Source organism: Mesorhizobium sp. AD1-1, assembly GCF_020164655.1.
GTDB lineage: Bacteria > Pseudomonadota > Alphaproteobacteria > Rhizobiales > Rhizobiaceae > Mesorhizobium > Mesorhizobium ciceri.
This window is the reverse complement of sequence record NZ_JAIUGP010000019.1, coordinates 1-14900: the sequence shown is the minus strand read 5'-3', so window position 1 is coordinate 14900 and position 14900 is coordinate 1. Positions and strand designations below refer to the sequence as shown.

18 protein-coding genes are annotated in these 14900 nt (G+C 60.4%); 14 read left to right on the top strand and 4 right to left on the bottom strand.

Going from position 1 to position 14900, the window contains the following annotated elements; genetic code table 11:
• Window positions 1-138: 138 nt before the first annotated feature.
• Complete coding sequence (locus tag LB519_RS27440) at window positions 139-3249, top strand: CheR family methyltransferase (protein WP_224621626.1); 3111 nt, start codon at window positions 139-141, stop codon at window positions 3247-3249.
• On the top strand, window positions 3246-3626 hold the full coding sequence (locus LB519_RS27435) for a response regulator (RefSeq protein WP_063170160.1): 381 nt from the start codon (window positions 3246-3248) through the stop codon (window positions 3624-3626). Before LB519_RS27440 ends, LB519_RS27435 begins: the two co-directional genes overlap by 4 nt.
• A 422-nt stretch (window positions 3627-4048) precedes the next feature.
• On the opposite strand, the gene LB519_RS27430 is transcribed toward LB519_RS27435, so the two are convergent.
• Window positions 4049-5227: a zinc-dependent alcohol dehydrogenase gene (locus tag LB519_RS27430; protein WP_063170161.1), complete on the bottom strand. Its 1179-nt coding sequence runs from the start codon at window positions 5225-5227 to the stop codon at window positions 4049-4051.
• Between the two features lie 698 nt (window positions 5228-5925).
• Between LB519_RS27430 and LB519_RS27425 the strand changes: the two genes are divergently transcribed.
• The 9 genes from LB519_RS27425 to LB519_RS27385 all read left to right on the top strand — a co-directional run bounded on the left by LB519_RS27425 (window position 5926) and on the right by LB519_RS27385 (window position 10403).
• Complete coding sequence (locus LB519_RS27425; protein ID WP_063170162.1) at window positions 5926-6192, top strand: hypothetical protein; 267 nt, start codon at window positions 5926-5928, stop codon at window positions 6190-6192.
• Window positions 6189-6407, top strand: a complete 219-nt coding sequence (locus LB519_RS27420; protein WP_063170163.1) for a hypothetical protein — start codon at window positions 6189-6191, stop codon at window positions 6405-6407. The genes LB519_RS27425 and LB519_RS27420 overlap by 4 nt, the downstream gene beginning before the upstream one ends.
• A 4-nt stretch (window positions 6408-6411) precedes the next feature.
• On the top strand, window positions 6412-6627 hold the full coding sequence (locus tag LB519_RS27415; RefSeq protein WP_063170164.1) for a hypothetical protein: 216 nt from the start codon (window positions 6412-6414) through the stop codon (window positions 6625-6627).
• 47 nt (window positions 6628-6674) lie between these two features.
• Window positions 6675-7277, top strand: a complete 603-nt coding sequence (locus tag LB519_RS27410) for a diguanylate cyclase (protein ID WP_224621624.1) — start codon at window positions 6675-6677, stop codon at window positions 7275-7277.
• A gap of 126 nt (window positions 7278-7403) precedes the next feature.
• The gene (locus tag LB519_RS27405) at window positions 7404-7631 is read left to right on the top strand and encodes a hypothetical protein (protein ID WP_063170474.1); all 228 of its coding nucleotides are present in this window, start codon (window positions 7404-7406) and stop codon (window positions 7629-7631) included.
• Window positions 7632-8030: 399 nt separating this feature from the next.
• A complete protein-coding gene (locus LB519_RS27400) occupies window positions 8031-8492 on the top strand; it encodes a hypothetical protein (RefSeq protein WP_063170166.1) in 462 nt (153 codons plus the stop codon).
• Window positions 8489-9709: an NRAMP family divalent metal transporter gene (locus LB519_RS27395; RefSeq protein ID WP_063170167.1), complete on the top strand. Its 1221-nt coding sequence runs from the start codon at window positions 8489-8491 to the stop codon at window positions 9707-9709. The genes LB519_RS27400 and LB519_RS27395 overlap by 4 nt, the downstream gene beginning before the upstream one ends.
• A complete protein-coding gene (locus LB519_RS27390; RefSeq protein ID WP_013533180.1) occupies window positions 9709-10068 on the top strand; it encodes a hypothetical protein in 360 nt (119 codons plus the stop codon). The genes LB519_RS27395 and LB519_RS27390 overlap by 1 nt, the downstream gene beginning before the upstream one ends.
• A gap of 2 nt (window positions 10069-10070) precedes the next feature.
• The gene (locus LB519_RS27385; protein WP_013533179.1) at window positions 10071-10403 is read left to right on the top strand and encodes a hypothetical protein; all 333 of its coding nucleotides are present in this window, start codon (window positions 10071-10073) and stop codon (window positions 10401-10403) included.
• Between the two features lie 30 nt (window positions 10404-10433).
• Here LB519_RS27385 and LB519_RS27380 read toward each other — a convergent pair whose 3' ends face one another.
• The 3 genes from LB519_RS27380 to LB519_RS27370 all read right to left on the bottom strand — a co-directional run bounded on the left by LB519_RS27380 (window position 10434) and on the right by LB519_RS27370 (window position 11437).
• Complete coding sequence (locus LB519_RS27380) at window positions 10434-10760, bottom strand: hypothetical protein (RefSeq protein ID WP_063170168.1); 327 nt, start codon at window positions 10758-10760, stop codon at window positions 10434-10436.
• A 90-nt stretch (window positions 10761-10850) separates the two neighbouring features.
• Complete coding sequence (locus tag LB519_RS27375) at window positions 10851-11105, bottom strand: DUF982 domain-containing protein (protein ID WP_013533177.1); 255 nt, start codon at window positions 11103-11105, stop codon at window positions 10851-10853.
• A gap of 152 nt (window positions 11106-11257) precedes the next feature.
• Entirely contained in the window at window positions 11258-11437 is a 180-nt protein-coding gene (locus LB519_RS27370) for a hypothetical protein (protein ID WP_024502377.1), read from the bottom strand.
• 163 nt (window positions 11438-11600) lie between these two features.
• Here LB519_RS27370 and LB519_RS27365 point away from each other — a divergent pair, with 163 nt between their 5' ends.
• The 3 genes from LB519_RS27365 to LB519_RS27355 all read left to right on the top strand — a co-directional run.
• Window positions 11601-12344: a DUF4142 domain-containing protein gene (locus tag LB519_RS27365; RefSeq protein ID WP_063170169.1), complete on the top strand. Its 744-nt coding sequence runs from the start codon at window positions 11601-11603 to the stop codon at window positions 12342-12344.
• Window positions 12345-12364: 20 nt separating this feature from the next.
• A complete protein-coding gene (locus LB519_RS27360; RefSeq protein ID WP_224621622.1) occupies window positions 12365-12967 on the top strand; it encodes a general stress protein in 603 nt (200 codons plus the stop codon).
• 724 nt (window positions 12968-13691) lie between these two features.
• Window positions 13692-14900, top strand: a 1209-nt coding sequence (locus LB519_RS27355) for a VCBS domain-containing protein (protein ID WP_210239290.1), incomplete at its 3' end; no start/stop codon positions are given.

Below are 14900 nucleotides of genomic sequence, written 5' to 3'. Positions count from 1 at the left end.
CATTGAACCACCATTGATATCGGGTTCAACGTCATCCCTGACGTCTTGTTCCATACCTCTTGCGCGCTATATGGTTGTGTCCTGTTCGATCCGGCCTTGAGGAGACTTCATGTCGGGTCGGCGAAAGGGGGACATGCCGTGACTGCCCGATCGACTAGATTTCCCATCGTTGGCATCGGCGCGTCCGCGGGTGGCATTCCCGCGATGGAAGGCTTGTTCAAAGGCGTTACCAGCCAGCCCGGCATGGCGTTCATCATCATCACGCATCTCAGCCCGAAGCGAGAAAGTCTGTTGCATGAAGTTGTCAGCCGCTACACCGAGATGCCTGTCGTTGTGGCCGAGGATGGCATAGCTGTTGTACCTGACCACGTCTACGTGATGCCACAAAACGTCACTCTGGCGATCGCCAACGGTGTGCTGCGCCTGCGGCGGCCCAACGGGCTTACCCAAGAGCGCAAACCCGTCGACATCTTCTTTAGTGCGCTCGCTGAAGACCAGGGCGAATATGCCGTGGGCGTCATTCTGTCGGGCGGTGATTCCGATGGAACGCTGGGCGCCAAGGCGATCAAGGAGCGGGGTGGCCTCACTGTCGCGCAAGCGCACGACGGCTACGGGCCGCGCAATCCCGATATGCCACAGAGCGCTATTGCCAGCGGGCTCGTCGACGTCGCTGTGCCCGCCGAGGAGATCGGGGCGAAGCTGGAGGCTTTCGCCCGCGGCTTCGACACGCTGGAAGGGCTGGCGGAAGAAGATGGCGACCATACGGCCGACATCGATAAGGTGCGAGAACAGATATACGCCATTCTGCGCAGCCACTCCGGCCACGACTTCTCGGGCTACAAGACCAAGACATTTCTGCGCCGCGTGAAGCGACGCATGCAGATCGCCCAGGTCCATTCCATCAGCGCCTATATAGACTGGCTGAAGAAAGATGCTCGCGAGGTGATGAACCTTTTTCGCGATCTGCTGATCAATGTCACCAACTTCTTTCGCGACCCCGATGCCTTCGAGTTGCTCGAGCGAAAGATCATACCGCAGTTGTTCGAAGGCAAGACCGCCAGTGACACCGTCAGGGTCTGGGTTCCCGGATGCGCCACGGGCGAGGAGGTGTTCTCTATCGGCATCCTGCTGCGCGAACACATGGAGAAGCTTACGGTCGTTCCGCGCGTCCAGATATTTGCCACCGACATCGACGAGCCTGCGCTGGCGGTGGCCCGGGCGGCACGCTATCCCGAAGCCTTGCTGCAAGGGCTTTCACCCGAACGCCGACAGCGGTTCTTCAACGGCGACGGAGAGAGCTATGTCATTAGCAACGAGATACGGGAACTGTGCATCTTCTCGCCGCACAGCGTCATTCGCGATCCGCCTTTCTCGCGCATGGATCTGGTCTCCTGCCGCAATCTGCTGATCTATTTCGGCCCGAGCATCCAGAGCCGTGTCATCCCTGTCTTTCACTATGCATTGAAGCCCGGCGGTTACCTGTTCCTCGGCACCTCCGAAAGCGTTGGGCAGCACGACAATCTGTTTGCCACTGTCGACAAGAAACATCGTCTCTTCCAGGCGCGCGAGCATGCCTCGCCGCATATCAGGCTGCCCGCCTTGATCGGTGAGAGCCGTTCCGGCGTCTTTCCCTCTGAAAGCGCCGGCTTAAGGAAGGGAGCCGCCGGTTATCCGCTGCGCCAGGCTGTCGAGGCGCAGGTGCTGGAGCGCTTCGCTCCGCCGCATGTCCTGGTCAACGCCGAGGGCGATGTCGTCTATTATTCGGCCAGGACCGGCAGATATCTCGAAGCGCCGCAAGGGATTCCCAGCCGGCAGTTGCTGACGATGGCTAGGCGTGGGCTGCGACTGGACCTCCGCGCCGCGTTGCGGGAAGCGACGACGACGCGCCGCACAGTGGTGCGGGAAAACCTCATCGTAGAGGAAGACGACGAACGGGTCCAGCCGATCAAGCTCACGATCGAACCGCTCACCGAACGTGGCAATGGCGAGCCGCTTTATCTCGTCCTGTTCGAACCGTCGGGGCCGACCCAGGCCCGCTCAGAGGAAGACGGCGGCGGCCGTGACAGTGACAGCACCGCCGATCTCGAGCGGGAGCTGCGCGACACCAGGGAGCGCCTGCAATCGACGATCGAGGAATACGAGACCGCGCTGGAAGAGGTCAAATCGTCGAACGAGGAACTCGTCTCCGTCAATGAGGAGGCGCAGTCCACCAACGAGGAACTCGAAGCCTCGAAGGAGGAGATGCAGTCGCTCAACGAGGAGCTCAACACGATCAACGCCGAGTTGACGGCCAAGATAGAGGAGCTCGACCACGCCAACGGCGATCTGCGCAACCTGTTCGAAAGCACCGACATCGCGACCATTTTCCTCGACCGCAGCCTTGTGGTCCGTACCTTCACGCCGGCGGCGTCATCCTTCTTCAGCCTGCGTCCCTCCGATGTCGGCCGGCCGCTGACGGATCTGTCTAGCCAGCTCGACTACCCCGAGCTGAAGCAGCACATCGACAAGGTTTTCGAGACAGGCGAGATCCTGAATCACCATCTGGCACGCGATGCCAGGGGCCTGTTCCACATGGTCCGCATCAATCCCTATCGCGACAAGGGCAACAGGATCCAGGGCGTGGTGGTGACACTTGTCGATGTCACCACTCTGGCACAGGCGGAAGAGCATCAGCAGGTGCTCATCTCTGAACTCAACCACCGGGTCAAGAATATGCTTGCGGTGATCGCCAGCATTGCAAGCCGCACGCGGGAAAGTTCTGATACGAAGGAGGAGTTCGCGGATGCGCTGATCGGTCGCCTGCATGCCATGTCGCGGGCCTACGGCCTGCTGACCCGGGAGAGATGGAAGGAAGCCTCGGTCAGGGAACTGCTCCAGCAGGAGCTCGAACCATTCGGCATCGAGCGGATCGAACTCGATGGCGAGGATGTCAAACTAGGTCCGCAACAGGGGCTTTCCCTCAGCATGGCCATTCATGAACTGGCCACCAACGCGGCCAAGTACGGCGCTTTGTCAAAAACCGACGGCAAGGTCAGTGTGCAATGGTCGATCGAGGAGGACAGTTTCACATTTGGCTGGCGCGAAAAGGACGGCCCTGTTGTCAAGGCGCCCTTGGACAATGGTTTTGGCCTGACACTGCTGCAGGGAGAAATTGGTTACAGGCTCGGCGGCCATGTCGAGACCGCGTTCCACAAGGACGGCCTCAGCGTCCAGATCGCGTTTCCAGCAAACCACAAGGAGGCGCCGTGAGCGACGACAGGCCGCGCGTTCTGGTGGTCGAGGACGAATGGCTGATCGCCGAAGACGTCGCGTCTCGCCTGCGTGCGGCGGGTTATCCCGTGATCGGCCCGGTCTCGTCGGTCGCCGCGGCTCGTCAACTTATCGATGCAGGCAAAGTCGACGTGGCGCTGCTCGACATTCAATTGAACGGTGAAACGAGTCTGCCCGTAGCCGAAACATTGCTGGCTCGCGGCGTCCCCTTCGCCTTCATGACCGGATTTGGGCCGCGTGATGTTCCCCAACCCTTCCGAAGCTGCAAATTCGTGCCAAAGCCGGCAGGCGACGCTGCCCTTCTCAACACCCTGGCCGACCTGGCATTGCTTCGTCCCGACACGCACTCGTCGTGATTTCAACAGGCGGTTTCGATCAGTCCAGGGGCTTGTCCGTCGGCCGAGGCGTGGTGCTCGCCTGACGCGGCCGCCCGGCGTTGCGATTGGCAACCGGATTGTCAAGCGGCGCGGTCGACGGCCGGGATGTGCCTGCGGTTTTCGGCGTCTCCGGCTTGCCACCGGCATCCGTGTCACTGGCGTCCCGTCTCGGGTGCGGCAGACCATCGGCGTTCGGAGACCGGACGCTGGGTTTCGATGTGGAACTCTCATTGCTCATGGCAGCACCTTTCTTTGCATCGGGTGGGGCACGGTAGTCCCGCCGCTGTGAAGTCTGCAGGTCAAACCGTCGCCGCGATCGAAGGTTCCAGGTGCCAACGGGTCCATTGCGATCCACGGCCGCCGACTTACTCAGGGCAGACCTGGTGCGAGAGCCCGACACCTCAACCATGCGGCCGCATCACCACCTTGATGCAGCCATCCTGCTTGTCACGGAACGTCTTGTAGAGATCCGGCCCGGCTCCGAGATCCGCCCGGTGCGTGATCACGAAGGAGGGATCGATGTCGCCCTTCTGGACTATGTCCAGGAGCGGTTCGAGGTAACGCTGAGTATGGGTCTGACCCATCCGGAAGGTCAGGCCCTTGTTCATGGCGGCGCCGAACGGAATATGATCGACGAGACCGATATAGACGCCGGGCACCGAGATGGTGCCGCCTTTGCGGCAGGAGTAGATTGCTTCGCGCAGTACATGCGGCCTGTCGGTGCCGAGGTAGACGGCGGCCTTGACCTTGTCGAGCATGGCGTCGGCACTGGCGCCGGGATCCGACTCGGTACCGACACAGTCGATGCAGCGATCAGGACCGCGGCCATCGGTCATCGCCATCAAGGCGTCGTAAATATCGGAGTTGCTGAAGTCGAGCGTCTCGGCCTTGCCGTGCTCGCGAGCCATCGCCAGCCGCTCCGGCACCTTGTCTATGGCAATAACGCGGCCGGCGCCGAGCATCCATGCGCTTTGGATGGCGAACTGGCCGACCGGACCGCAGCCCCAGATAGCGACGGTATCGCCTGGCTCGATGCCGGCATTTTCAGCCGCCATGTAGCCAGTCGGGAAGATGTCTGAGAGGAACAGCACCTGTTCGTCGTCCATTCCTTCGGGCACCTTTATCGGACCGACATCGGCGAAAGGGACTCGCAGATATTCGGCTTGCCCTCCCCAATAGCCGCCGACCAGATGCGAATAGCCGAACAGGCCCGCCGGGGATTGTCCCATCACTTCGGCGGCCTGTTTGGCATTGGGATTGGACCTGTCGCAAAGCGAGAACAGCCCCTTCTGGCAAAACCAGCATTCGCCGCATGAGATGTTGAACGGCACCACGATGCGGTCACCCTTCCTGAATTTCGAATGGCCGCGGCCGACTTCCACGACCTCGCCCATGGTCTCGTGTCCAAGCACGTCGCCCGATTCCATGGTCGGCATATATCCGTTCATCAGATGCAGGTCCGAGCCGCATATGGCGCAGCAGATGACCTTGATGATGACGTCGCGATCATCCTCTATAGCGGGATCAGCCACCTGGTCGCATCGGATGTCGCCTTTGCCGTGCCATGTGAGCGCTTTCATGAGGTTGCTCCTTGTTGGAAGAAGGTTGGAAGGCAAATCGTGTAAAAGGCACCGTCTGAGCGTCTGCAGCAATCCGTCGATATACAGGTCAACACATAGGAGTTGCTGCCGTGATGCCCGATTGTTCAGTCTTTGGATGCGGAACCCGGCTCGGCCATCTTGCGGTGCTGTTCAGCCAGCGTGCCTGCCGGCATCACATGCGCCGCGGCGACCTGCAGCTTGTTCTCCAACTGCTGATGACTTGTTCCTCGCCGGCCATCTCGCCTCGTAACCGGCTATGACTACATCGGTGGGATTGTCCTTCTCATCGGTGCCGACCTTGCCCTCACCACGGCCAACTTTTCATTCGTCATAACGTCCTCCGAATTTCGCTTCGGCCGAACCACCATCGAGGCTGATTGTTCCGTACGGATAGGATTGAATGGGCGGCTTTATGCCGGCCATGAAAAGCGATTTTGTTCTGGGCACATTCGACTGTGAACAACTCATGATGGCGGTGGAACAACTCAAGTTTGTGCGAGTTCGGTAGCCGTGCAGCGTCATCGCTCCCCTTGTTTGATGCTGCACGGTCGGGTCCCCTCAGCCTGATCAGCCCGCGCGCCCTCGCGGCAGCGCGGGCTTTCTATGGGCAGGGCGCCATGTTTTAAATCTTTGGAACAACGTACCCGTTCAGCAGTTCGGCGTGCAGGAGGAACAAAATGCAATTCGCGGAAGAAATCGCGCTCAGGCGCGTAAAGATGCTGGTCGAACAATATGTTGTCGCCAGGAGCAGGAGATATGATTTCGTCTCGACCGAACTCGCCTGTAAGGCCATCCGCCAGGTCGTACGAAGCCCGATCGAGGACGCCGAACTGGACCATCTGCTGGCCAGAAGCGCCGTCAAACAAGGGCTGTCGGTGCGGTTCGACCGGATAGGTCATTGGCAGGCGGCTTCGCCCGAACTCAGCCAGGAGAAATCAGCATGAGGGCAGTGCTTTTGATGTCGGCCGCATTGCTCGCCTTGGCGGCGTGTAATGACAATGCCGATCCAGCCAAGTCCAAGACGGATACCACGAACAGCCAACCGGTCGACAAGAATCCCACGACGGACACCAACCCGACACCGCAGACCAGCACCGGCGGCGATCAGCAAGGTACGCAGCCAGCCCAGCCTGCATCTCCCAAGCCAAGTGGCGGCTAGGCCTATGGAGCGACGCAACGCGATAATCTCGCTGGTGATAGCCGCAGTCATCATTGTCGGTTTCGTCGTCGGCTTTTTCTACATTGATATGGGCTGGCAGACCTCGCCGCTGAAACGCGCGCCTGAACAGAACCAGGGTGGCAACGCCCCGGCGGATACCTCACCAGCCGCGGGCGTCCAGAAGAATCCCAAGGAAAACACCGAAATGCCTGGGCAGTGATCGACAGCTCGTCTCTGAGTAGACCTCGAACCAGGCCAGACGCGTTTATGCTGTCAGGTCCCACCGTGCTGATCCTTATGTACTTTCTGCTTCCCGTCTGGCTTGTCGCTGGCTTTGCAGACTGGCTTTGCCACCGCGCCTCATATATCGAGTCGACCACGGGCGCCAAGGAATCCTTGATCCATCTTCTGATGTTCGCCGAAGTAGGCGTGCCGTTGCTGGCAGCCATGTTCCTCGAGGTGAATGCCTTGGTCATCGCTGTCATGATCGTCACCTTCTTCATCCACGAGGCGACGGCGATGTGGGATGTACGCTATGCAACCACGGCGCGCAGGGTAACGCCGATCGAACAGCATGTGCACAGCTTTCTGGAAATGATCCCGCTGATGGGCCTGGTCAGCGTCGTCTCCCTCCATTGGACGCAGTTTCTTGCGTTGTTCGGGGCGGGGCCGGAAACCGCGCGCTTCGATATCGTCTGGAAATCGCAGCAGTTGCCACTGATCTATATCGTCTGCGTGATGGCCGTGATCGTACTTTTCGAGTTGCTTCCGTACGTGGAGGAATTCGTCAGGGGCTTACGGGCCAATGCCGGGAGGCTGATCCCGCCGAAAGCCAGGCGACGCGACCCGGGCCACACGACGTTGCGGTGATGGGGCGGTCTGAAACGATGCTCCCTTGACCACAAGTACTCAGCGGTCTGAGCGCCGTCTCGCGCGGAACATCTCTGCCGGACTGGTCATTAACAGAACGGGAGAGGACAGACATGGAGCGTGATGATGAGCATCCTTTCCGACCTCGACAAAAAGCTGACGGACAACATGTATGAACATGCCAGCGAACTCACGGATGCGGTGGCGGACCTGCCGCCGGAACTCGTTGAAAGCGTCGACCGGCTAATGCCTTTCATCCAGCCCGAAGCGCGCGAGACGGTGAGAAATCAGGTTTTCGGCCTGATCCACGAATACAGGATCGTGGCCCCTCGCAGCCCGGCCGATCAGGATTGACCTACCCGTTCTGGTCTATCGCGTGAGGCGCGGGTTGGCTGCCGCCATCGTTGCTTGCTCTATGGCCGCCGAACCACAGCCAAGCCGCGACGATCACGACTGCCACGATCACTATCCAGGATATGAGACGAGGCATTGCGGGATTCTCCGTGCCAGCAGTCCATTCACGTCGACGTGATGATCAGGACGGAATTGAAGTCGGCTCCGCCGCCTCCTTGTGCTCCTAATTCCGCACGCGATCCTTTGTTCCGCTTGAGTTGCGGTGGCCGGCTGAGATCTGTCGCGTCCACATGCCCTGCAGCCGCCCCGCCGGATGGGCTTTCGTTGACGCGCCCGCTGAACGCTCTAGGTCAATTCAAGCCGACCACCGCTCGTTCGGCACTAGGGGAGACTATTCTTGTGGCGCACCAAACGCCGAATTTGATCCTCAGCGGCCGTCATTTCCGGCTGGATTGTTTGTGCTTGCTGTTGCTGTTGTGCGTGTCGGCGGGATGCTCGTCTTCCGACGAGATCGAGCAGCAATCACGAACAGCGGCTTCCGCGGCACAGACCGCATCGATGTTGCTCGACGCTTGGATGGGCGGCGCGGCGCCGACCGCATACACGGTGGACACGCTGCAATCGATCGCCAAGACGCTCGTAGATACGGGGGCGCAAATCCGGTCCGCCGAAACCAGTGAACCCACCGAGCAAGCTTCTCTGACAAAAGCAGTCAATGATTTGTCGGTCGCGGTGACGCGTGCCGAGGCCGGACTGCAGGCAGATGACCGGCTGGAAGTCCAAGACGCGCAACAGGATTTACGGCTGGCGTCGCGTGCGCTCGCTGCCGCCTACGCCAAGTATTTCGCGCCGAAGCCATGAAAAAGCTCATGGAAATATCCCTCGGCGTCGTCACCAGCGTCGGCGGCTTCCTCGAAGTTGGGTCCATGGCGACGGCGGCGCAGGCAGGCGCGATGTTTGGCTTCCAGTTGATCTGGGCGGTGGTGCTTGGCACCGTCTGCATCATCTTCCTTGTCGAAATGTCCGGCCGGTTCGCGGCCGTGAGCCATCACACGATCTCCGACGGCATCCGCGAAAGGTTCGGTTTCAACGTCTTTCTATGGCCGTTGCTTGCCGCCTTGCTGGTCAATTTCCTGGTGCTGTCCGCCGAGATCGGCGGCGTTGCCATTGCGCTCGAACTTGCCACGGGCATAGGCTTCCAGTGGTGGGCACTGCCGGTGGCTTTGCTGGCGTGGCTGCTGCTCTGGAAAGGCACGTTCGGCGTCATCGAGAAGGGCGTGTCGTTTCTCGGTCTGGTGACGCTGTGTTTCGTCGTCGGAGCGGTGATGCTGAGACCTGATTGGACGGCAGTCGCAAGGGGCGCCGTGCCTTCGCTGCCGGTCCACGATGCCGCCAATTACTGGTTCATGGCGGTCAGCATTCTGGGCGCCTCGATATCGCCCTACCTGTTCATGTTCTATTCCTCGGGGGCCATCGAGGACCGGTGGGACAAAAGCTATCTCGGCGCCAATCGGGCCATAGCGGGGTTGGGCATGACCTTCGGGGGCACCATCTCGATCGGCGTGTTGATCGTGGCCGCTCTCGTGCTCGCCACGCATGGCGTCACCCAGGTGGACGACTATCACCAACTGCCGTTGATGCTGATCCCCATATTCGGCTTCTGGGGCTTCGTGCTGTTTGTTGCTTCTCTCGCCATCGCCTGCTTCGGCGCTGCGCTCGAGGTCGGGTTGCAACAGGCCTATCTTGTGGCCCAAGGGTTCGGCTGGAATTGGGGCGAGGATCGCAAGCCGCGCGACGATCCGGGTTTCAGCGCCATCTACACGATATCATTACTGTTGGCGGCTATTCCCATCGCGCTTGGTCTTGACCCGCTGAGGCTCACCATCTTTTCCATGGCGCTGACGGCTGCCAGCCTTCCGCTGACCGTCGTTCCGTTCCTGTTTCTGCTGAACGACAAACGTTATGTCGGCGAGCATCGCAACGGCATTTTGTCAAATGCCGCCGTCATCTTCATCATCGCGCTTGGCTTCGTACTGGCGGTGGTGACCATCCCGCTGCAGATATTCGGAGGCACATGATGAAGTTGCTGCGTGATCTCCTGGACAAGCAGGTGGTCGACCGCGAGCAGGTCAAGGTCGGTAAGGTCGACGGTTTGGTGGCGCAGTTGCGGCCTGGCAAGCCGCCTCGGATCATTGCCATCGAGCTCGGCTCCATCACCCTGGCGCGTCGCCTCGGCGCACGGCCCGGGCGCTGGATGGCGCGGCTCGCGGTCAAGCTGGGCGGCACGCAGCATGGCGAACCTCATCGGATCGCTTGGCGCAAGGTGAAAGATATCGGCATCGATATCGAGTTCGACATCGATGTGCGAGAAACGTCGATCTTCGCCTGGCAGGACTGGTTGCGCGACCATATCATCGGGCGCATTCCGGGAGCTTGATGATGATTACGGTCAATCTCGAGCATCTGGCGGGGCGGCGCGTACTCTCGCAGCGCGGCAAGAATGTCGGTTATATCGAGGAGATCCGCGCCGAACGGGATGGTGACGATTTCGTCGTCACCGAATTCCACGTCGGGGTCTACGCTGCTTTCGAGCGTCTTTCGGCCTCGGCCATAGGCGTGGCGGTGCTGGATCTTTTCCGATTACGCCGCCGCGACGGTCTATACCGCATTCCTTGGGACAAGCTCGACATCTCCGATCCCGCGCGACCGCGGCTGCTGTGCCCAATGACTGAACTCTCAGGCATGAAGGACGCGCCGGACCTCCAGGAATAGGTCGTGGGTGCTGCATCGTCGGGATTAGTCTCAGCGCAGCATGCTTGCCGCCAGGAAGACCACGGCTGCTGTCAAAACGACAGCTGCAATCACCAACACCGGCCAGTTGCCGCCAGGCCGCAGTTCCGGCTCGCCTTCGACCGGACGCATGGCATTGGCAAAGCTGGCATCGTTTTCGAATTTTGGACGAGTGCGCGGCGGACTTGTCTCAGCGACCGGATTTTGTGTGTCCGCGGCCTCTGCGTCTGTCTCAAGCGGGGCAATGGCGGGATCGAACCCCGGCGTCTTGTCGTGCGTTGCTCCTGCCTGAACTTCGCCTCTGGCCGCGGCAGCCGTGAGACCTGTAACCTTAGCCATAATCTCTCCCCTTCGAACCGATCTCGGCAGTATCGCACTTGCAGGCGCCGGCGGAACCAAGCTTGCATGCGCTGAGGCGACCCACCACGGTCAGACTTGCTCGCTCAGCAGAATCCTGGCGTCCTTGGCCGCAACGATGAACGCCTGTCGTGCCGCCCTTGTCGGCTTTTCGCCTCGCATGACGGCAAGGCACGCTCTGATCGCGGCAAGACGCCTCTCGGATGTCGGCTTTGGCCAGTCCCGCAGCAGCACTTCGGCTGCGTCCGACACCGAAACCACAACCCTGTCGCGGTCTATCCGGCCAGGTTGAATGACAATCGGCTTTCTGAAATGTCCAGTACGCACATGCCTCTCCAGCGGGATGCACTCTATTCGACACGCCGCTGCAAGACTGCGCGTCGCGACGCGCTTTAACTCCGCAACCGTCGATTTGTTCCAGAGCACCTGGCGTTTGAAACAACTAGCCGTTGGCCGTCCGTGCGCGCCCGTCCCAAGACTTACAACAGGTCCTTGCGAAGGAAGATGCGTGCGTGCCCTGGAATTCCGAATTCGACTTTGCCGAATTCCTCGAACCCATGCTGCATGTAGAATAGCGGCGCCTGGAAACTGCTTGTCTCGACCACGGCTTTTTTGCAGCCACGCTGGTTCATGGTGCCGGCGTTCCTGTCGCCTGTCACTTCTCCACATTTTCCGTCGATGTGGCAGATCTCACGCGAGATAGTCCGGCAGCCTCATGCGTGGATCGTGGTGCTGCCGGGCCTGCAGGCATGTCGTCTGGGTATCGGAACAAAGCGCATCTTGGCCTGTTAGGGCGACGCATCCCAGGCAAGGACAAAGCCGATGAAAACACGACAATTTTTCGCATCGCTCGCCGCTGCTTCCATTTTTCTCGCCGTGCCTGCTTTTGCTGCCGACAGCGCCCAGGCCTTCGTCGACAAGGCTGCCATCGGCGGCAAGTTCGAAGTCGACTCGAGCCAGATTGCCTTGGGCAAGGTTCAGGACCAGAGCATCAAGGACTTCGCCCAGATGATGATCCGCGATCACGGCGCGGCCAATGCCAAGCTGGCAACGGTGGCCGGCGAACAAAAATTGAAAGTGCCGCCGGCGCTTGATGCCCAGCACCAGGGCGATCTCGACAAGCTCAAGAATGCGCAGGCTCCGATCGATCCAGCCTATGTCGACATGCAGCGCAAGGCGCATGCCGACGCCGTCAAGCTGTTCGAAACCTATGCCAGCGGCGGCGACAACGCCGGGCTCAAGACATTCGCCCAGCAAACGGTCGATACGCTGAAGACGCACCAGCAGATGATCGAAAAGATCGCAGCCGGGCAGGACGCCATCACGGGAGCGACAACACCGGCGGTGAAGACCGACAATACCCCCAATGCCGCCGCTCTCGTTCCCGGCGCAAACAGCTTCACCGAAGCCCAGGCCAAGAGCCGCATCGAGGGTGCAGGCTATACCAACGTGTCGAAGCTTACCAAGGACGACCAGGGCATCTGGCGGGGCCATGCCACCAAGGCAGGCGAAAGCCTCGCCGTCGGCCTGGACTATCAGGGCAACGTCGTTGCCGCCAGCAAGTGAGCACGGATCAGGAGAAATCAATGAAAACGGTAACTGGACTGTTCGACAACTATGACGACGCGGCCGACGCGGTCCGCGAACTGGAAGCCACGGGCGTCCCGCATGCGAACATCAGCATCGTCGCCAACAACTCGGATGACTGGTACGAGGGCGACCGTTCGGAGGCTGCCGAGGATGCCGGGGCTGGCGCGGGGATTGGAGCCGTGATCGGCGGTGCCGGCGGATTGCTGACAGGGCTGGGGGTCATGGCCATCCCGGGCGTCGGACCTGTGGTCGCGGCGGGTTGGCTCGCCGCCACCGCGACAGGTGTCGTTGCCGGGGCGGTGGCAGGCGGTGCGGTCGGAGGCATTGTCGGCGCTCTGACGGAGTCCGGCGTGCCCGAGAACGATGCCCACGTGTATGCGGAGGGCGTACGCCGCGGCGGCACGTTGGTCACGGCCAGGGTGGACGATGAACTCATTGCAAATTTCGAGGAAATTCTGGGGCAATCCAGATCGGTCGATCTTGCCGAACGCCGCAGGGCTTACGAGGCTGGCGGCTGGACCGGCTTCGATGCCAATGCCGGCGAATATATCCCTGACGAGACCGATCGCGACAGCGCTCGGGCGATCAATCGGCCTTGAACGAGGAGGTGTGGTCGCACGTACCGAACGACGAGGTTTCACGAAGTGCTACGGAGCGTGTGGGACAGATGTTCGAGTTGCCCGGCTTCAAGATCTCCGTGAGCAAGGCATGAAGCTTCCCGGCTGTCCGGCGCGTTAAGTGATCTCAGTTGAATCCCCGACCGTTCAAGCGAACTGGCTGGCTGTCGGGTTGGCGTGCTGCACGAAAAGTACTCAGCGATCAAGGTGCGGTGTTGGTATGGTGGTGCGCTGGCGGGCTCTGGTCACGCTGAGCCGCACGTCTGCCGCCTGGCTCATATCGGGCGTGCGCCTGTTCGATCTCACAACTCGATTCTAGTGACTGTGGCTCCCCTTATGTTCGACTATTAACTGTTCGGCCAAGTTGGGCGTTGACGCTTCCTCTCTATAAGAGTTAATAATCTCCTAATATAAGAAGCATCTAAAGTTCGTGGTCGAAAGCCACGAGTTTGACGATGTAGGTTGGGTAGGGAACGTAGCGTGACGACCAGTCGTCGCGTCCAGCAGCATCGGGTCAATATCCGTCCGTGAATGGCCAGCTTGAGGCGGCTGTTCCAGGCGCGGCGGTGTGCCTGGATGAGGGCGAAAATTCATGCCTGCCTGGATTCGCGCGGTTTTTCTTCGGCTGGAAGCAGCCGGTCGTTCAGTACTGTCGATAAAACAGAAAAACAGATGAGGCGTCTGTTCTTAAAAGGGGGGTTGAAAAATGGCTACTCAGGTCACCGGTGCCGGCGGCACCACGACGTCTTTCTCCAACACGCCGCAGGCGAAGGATGACCTGTTTACCTATGATAGTTTCCAATCCGTCTTCCTGAACGTGATGGCCAACGATCTCGGCGGGAATGCCAAGACCCTCTGGTCAGTCGACAATGGCATCAACAACACAGGCGCAATGAATGGATACACCGCCGCTGATTTGTTGACCCAAGACTTAGCACGCACTGAATCCCCCACCTCCGAGACAAGTTATAACGGCGCGAAGATCTGGATTACGTCCGACGGACTCGTGGGATACGACGCGACTACCTTGTCAGCGGCGTTCAAGGCACAGTTACAGGGCTTGAATGCGGGACAGTACCTGACTGACAGCTTCATCTACTCGGTCCGGCTCGGCAATGGAACGCTCAGCTGGGCAACCGCGACGGTACATTTCGCCGGCACCAACGACGCCGCGGTGATTTCCGGCGTCTCTACGGGCGCGGTCGTCGAGGCTGGCGGTGTCGCCAATGCCATCACCGGGACGCCGACGGTGAGCGGCACGCTGACAGATACCGACGTCGACAACACGCCCAATACGTTCCAGGCGGTCGCGCCCGGAACCGCGGGCGATCATGGGTATGGGACCTACCAGATGACCGCGGGTGGTGTCTGGACCTTCACCCTCAACAACAACAATGCGGCAGTGCAGGGTCTCAACGTCGGCCAGCATCTCACCGAGACGTTTACCGTCCACACACAGGACGGCACGGCCCAAGTAGTAACGGTCACGATCAACGGCACCAATGACGCGGCTGTAATCTCCGGCACCATTGCCGGCACGGTCGTCGAGGCCGGCGGCGCTATCAATGGCACCCCGAGTGTCAGCGGCACGCTGACGGATACCGACGTCGACAATCTGGCGAACACGTTCCAGGCGGTTGGTGCCGGCGGGGCAACTGACCACGGCTACGGCACCTTTGCGATGAACGCGGCGGGCACCTGGACCTATACGCTCGACAACACGAATAGTGCGGTCCAGGAACTCAACGCGGGCGATCATTTGATCGACACATTCACGGTTCGGACTGCGGACGGGACAGCGCAGGTAGTAACGGTCACGATCAATGGAATTACTGATAACGCGACGGTCAACCTGAGCGCCTCGACGGTCGCCGAGGGCGCGGTCGCCAACTACGTGTTCACGGCGACGCTGTCG

Coding starts and splice junctions, on each gene's coding strand:
- LB519_RS27430 (WP_063170161.1), bottom strand. CDS start 5,227: ATGAAAGCGCTCACATGGCACGGCAAAGGCGACATCCGATGCGACCAG.
- LB519_RS27425 (WP_063170162.1), top strand. CDS start 5,926: ATGCAATTCGCGGAAGAAATCGCGCTCAGGCGCGTAAAGATGCTGGTC.
- LB519_RS27420 (WP_063170163.1), top strand. CDS start 6,189: ATGAGGGCAGTGCTTTTGATGTCGGCCGCATTGCTCGCCTTGGCGGCG.
- LB519_RS27415 (WP_063170164.1), top strand. CDS start 6,412: ATGGAGCGACGCAACGCGATAATCTCGCTGGTGATAGCCGCAGTCATC.
- LB519_RS27410 (WP_224621624.1), top strand. CDS start 6,675: ATGCTGTCAGGTCCCACCGTGCTGATCCTTATGTACTTTCTGCTTCCC.
- LB519_RS27405 (WP_063170474.1), top strand. CDS start 7,404: ATGAGCATCCTTTCCGACCTCGACAAAAAGCTGACGGACAACATGTAT.
- LB519_RS27395 (WP_063170167.1), top strand. CDS start 8,489: ATGAAAAAGCTCATGGAAATATCCCTCGGCGTCGTCACCAGCGTCGGC.
- LB519_RS27390 (WP_013533180.1), top strand. CDS start 9,709: ATGAAGTTGCTGCGTGATCTCCTGGACAAGCAGGTGGTCGACCGCGAG.
- LB519_RS27385 (WP_013533179.1), top strand. CDS start 10,071: ATGATTACGGTCAATCTCGAGCATCTGGCGGGGCGGCGCGTACTCTCG.
- LB519_RS27380 (WP_063170168.1), bottom strand. CDS start 10,760: ATGGCTAAGGTTACAGGTCTCACGGCTGCCGCGGCCAGAGGCGAAGTT.
- LB519_RS27365 (WP_063170169.1), top strand. CDS start 11,601: ATGAAAACACGACAATTTTTCGCATCGCTCGCCGCTGCTTCCATTTTT.
- LB519_RS27360 (WP_224621622.1), top strand. CDS start 12,365: ATGAAAACGGTAACTGGACTGTTCGACAACTATGACGACGCGGCCGAC.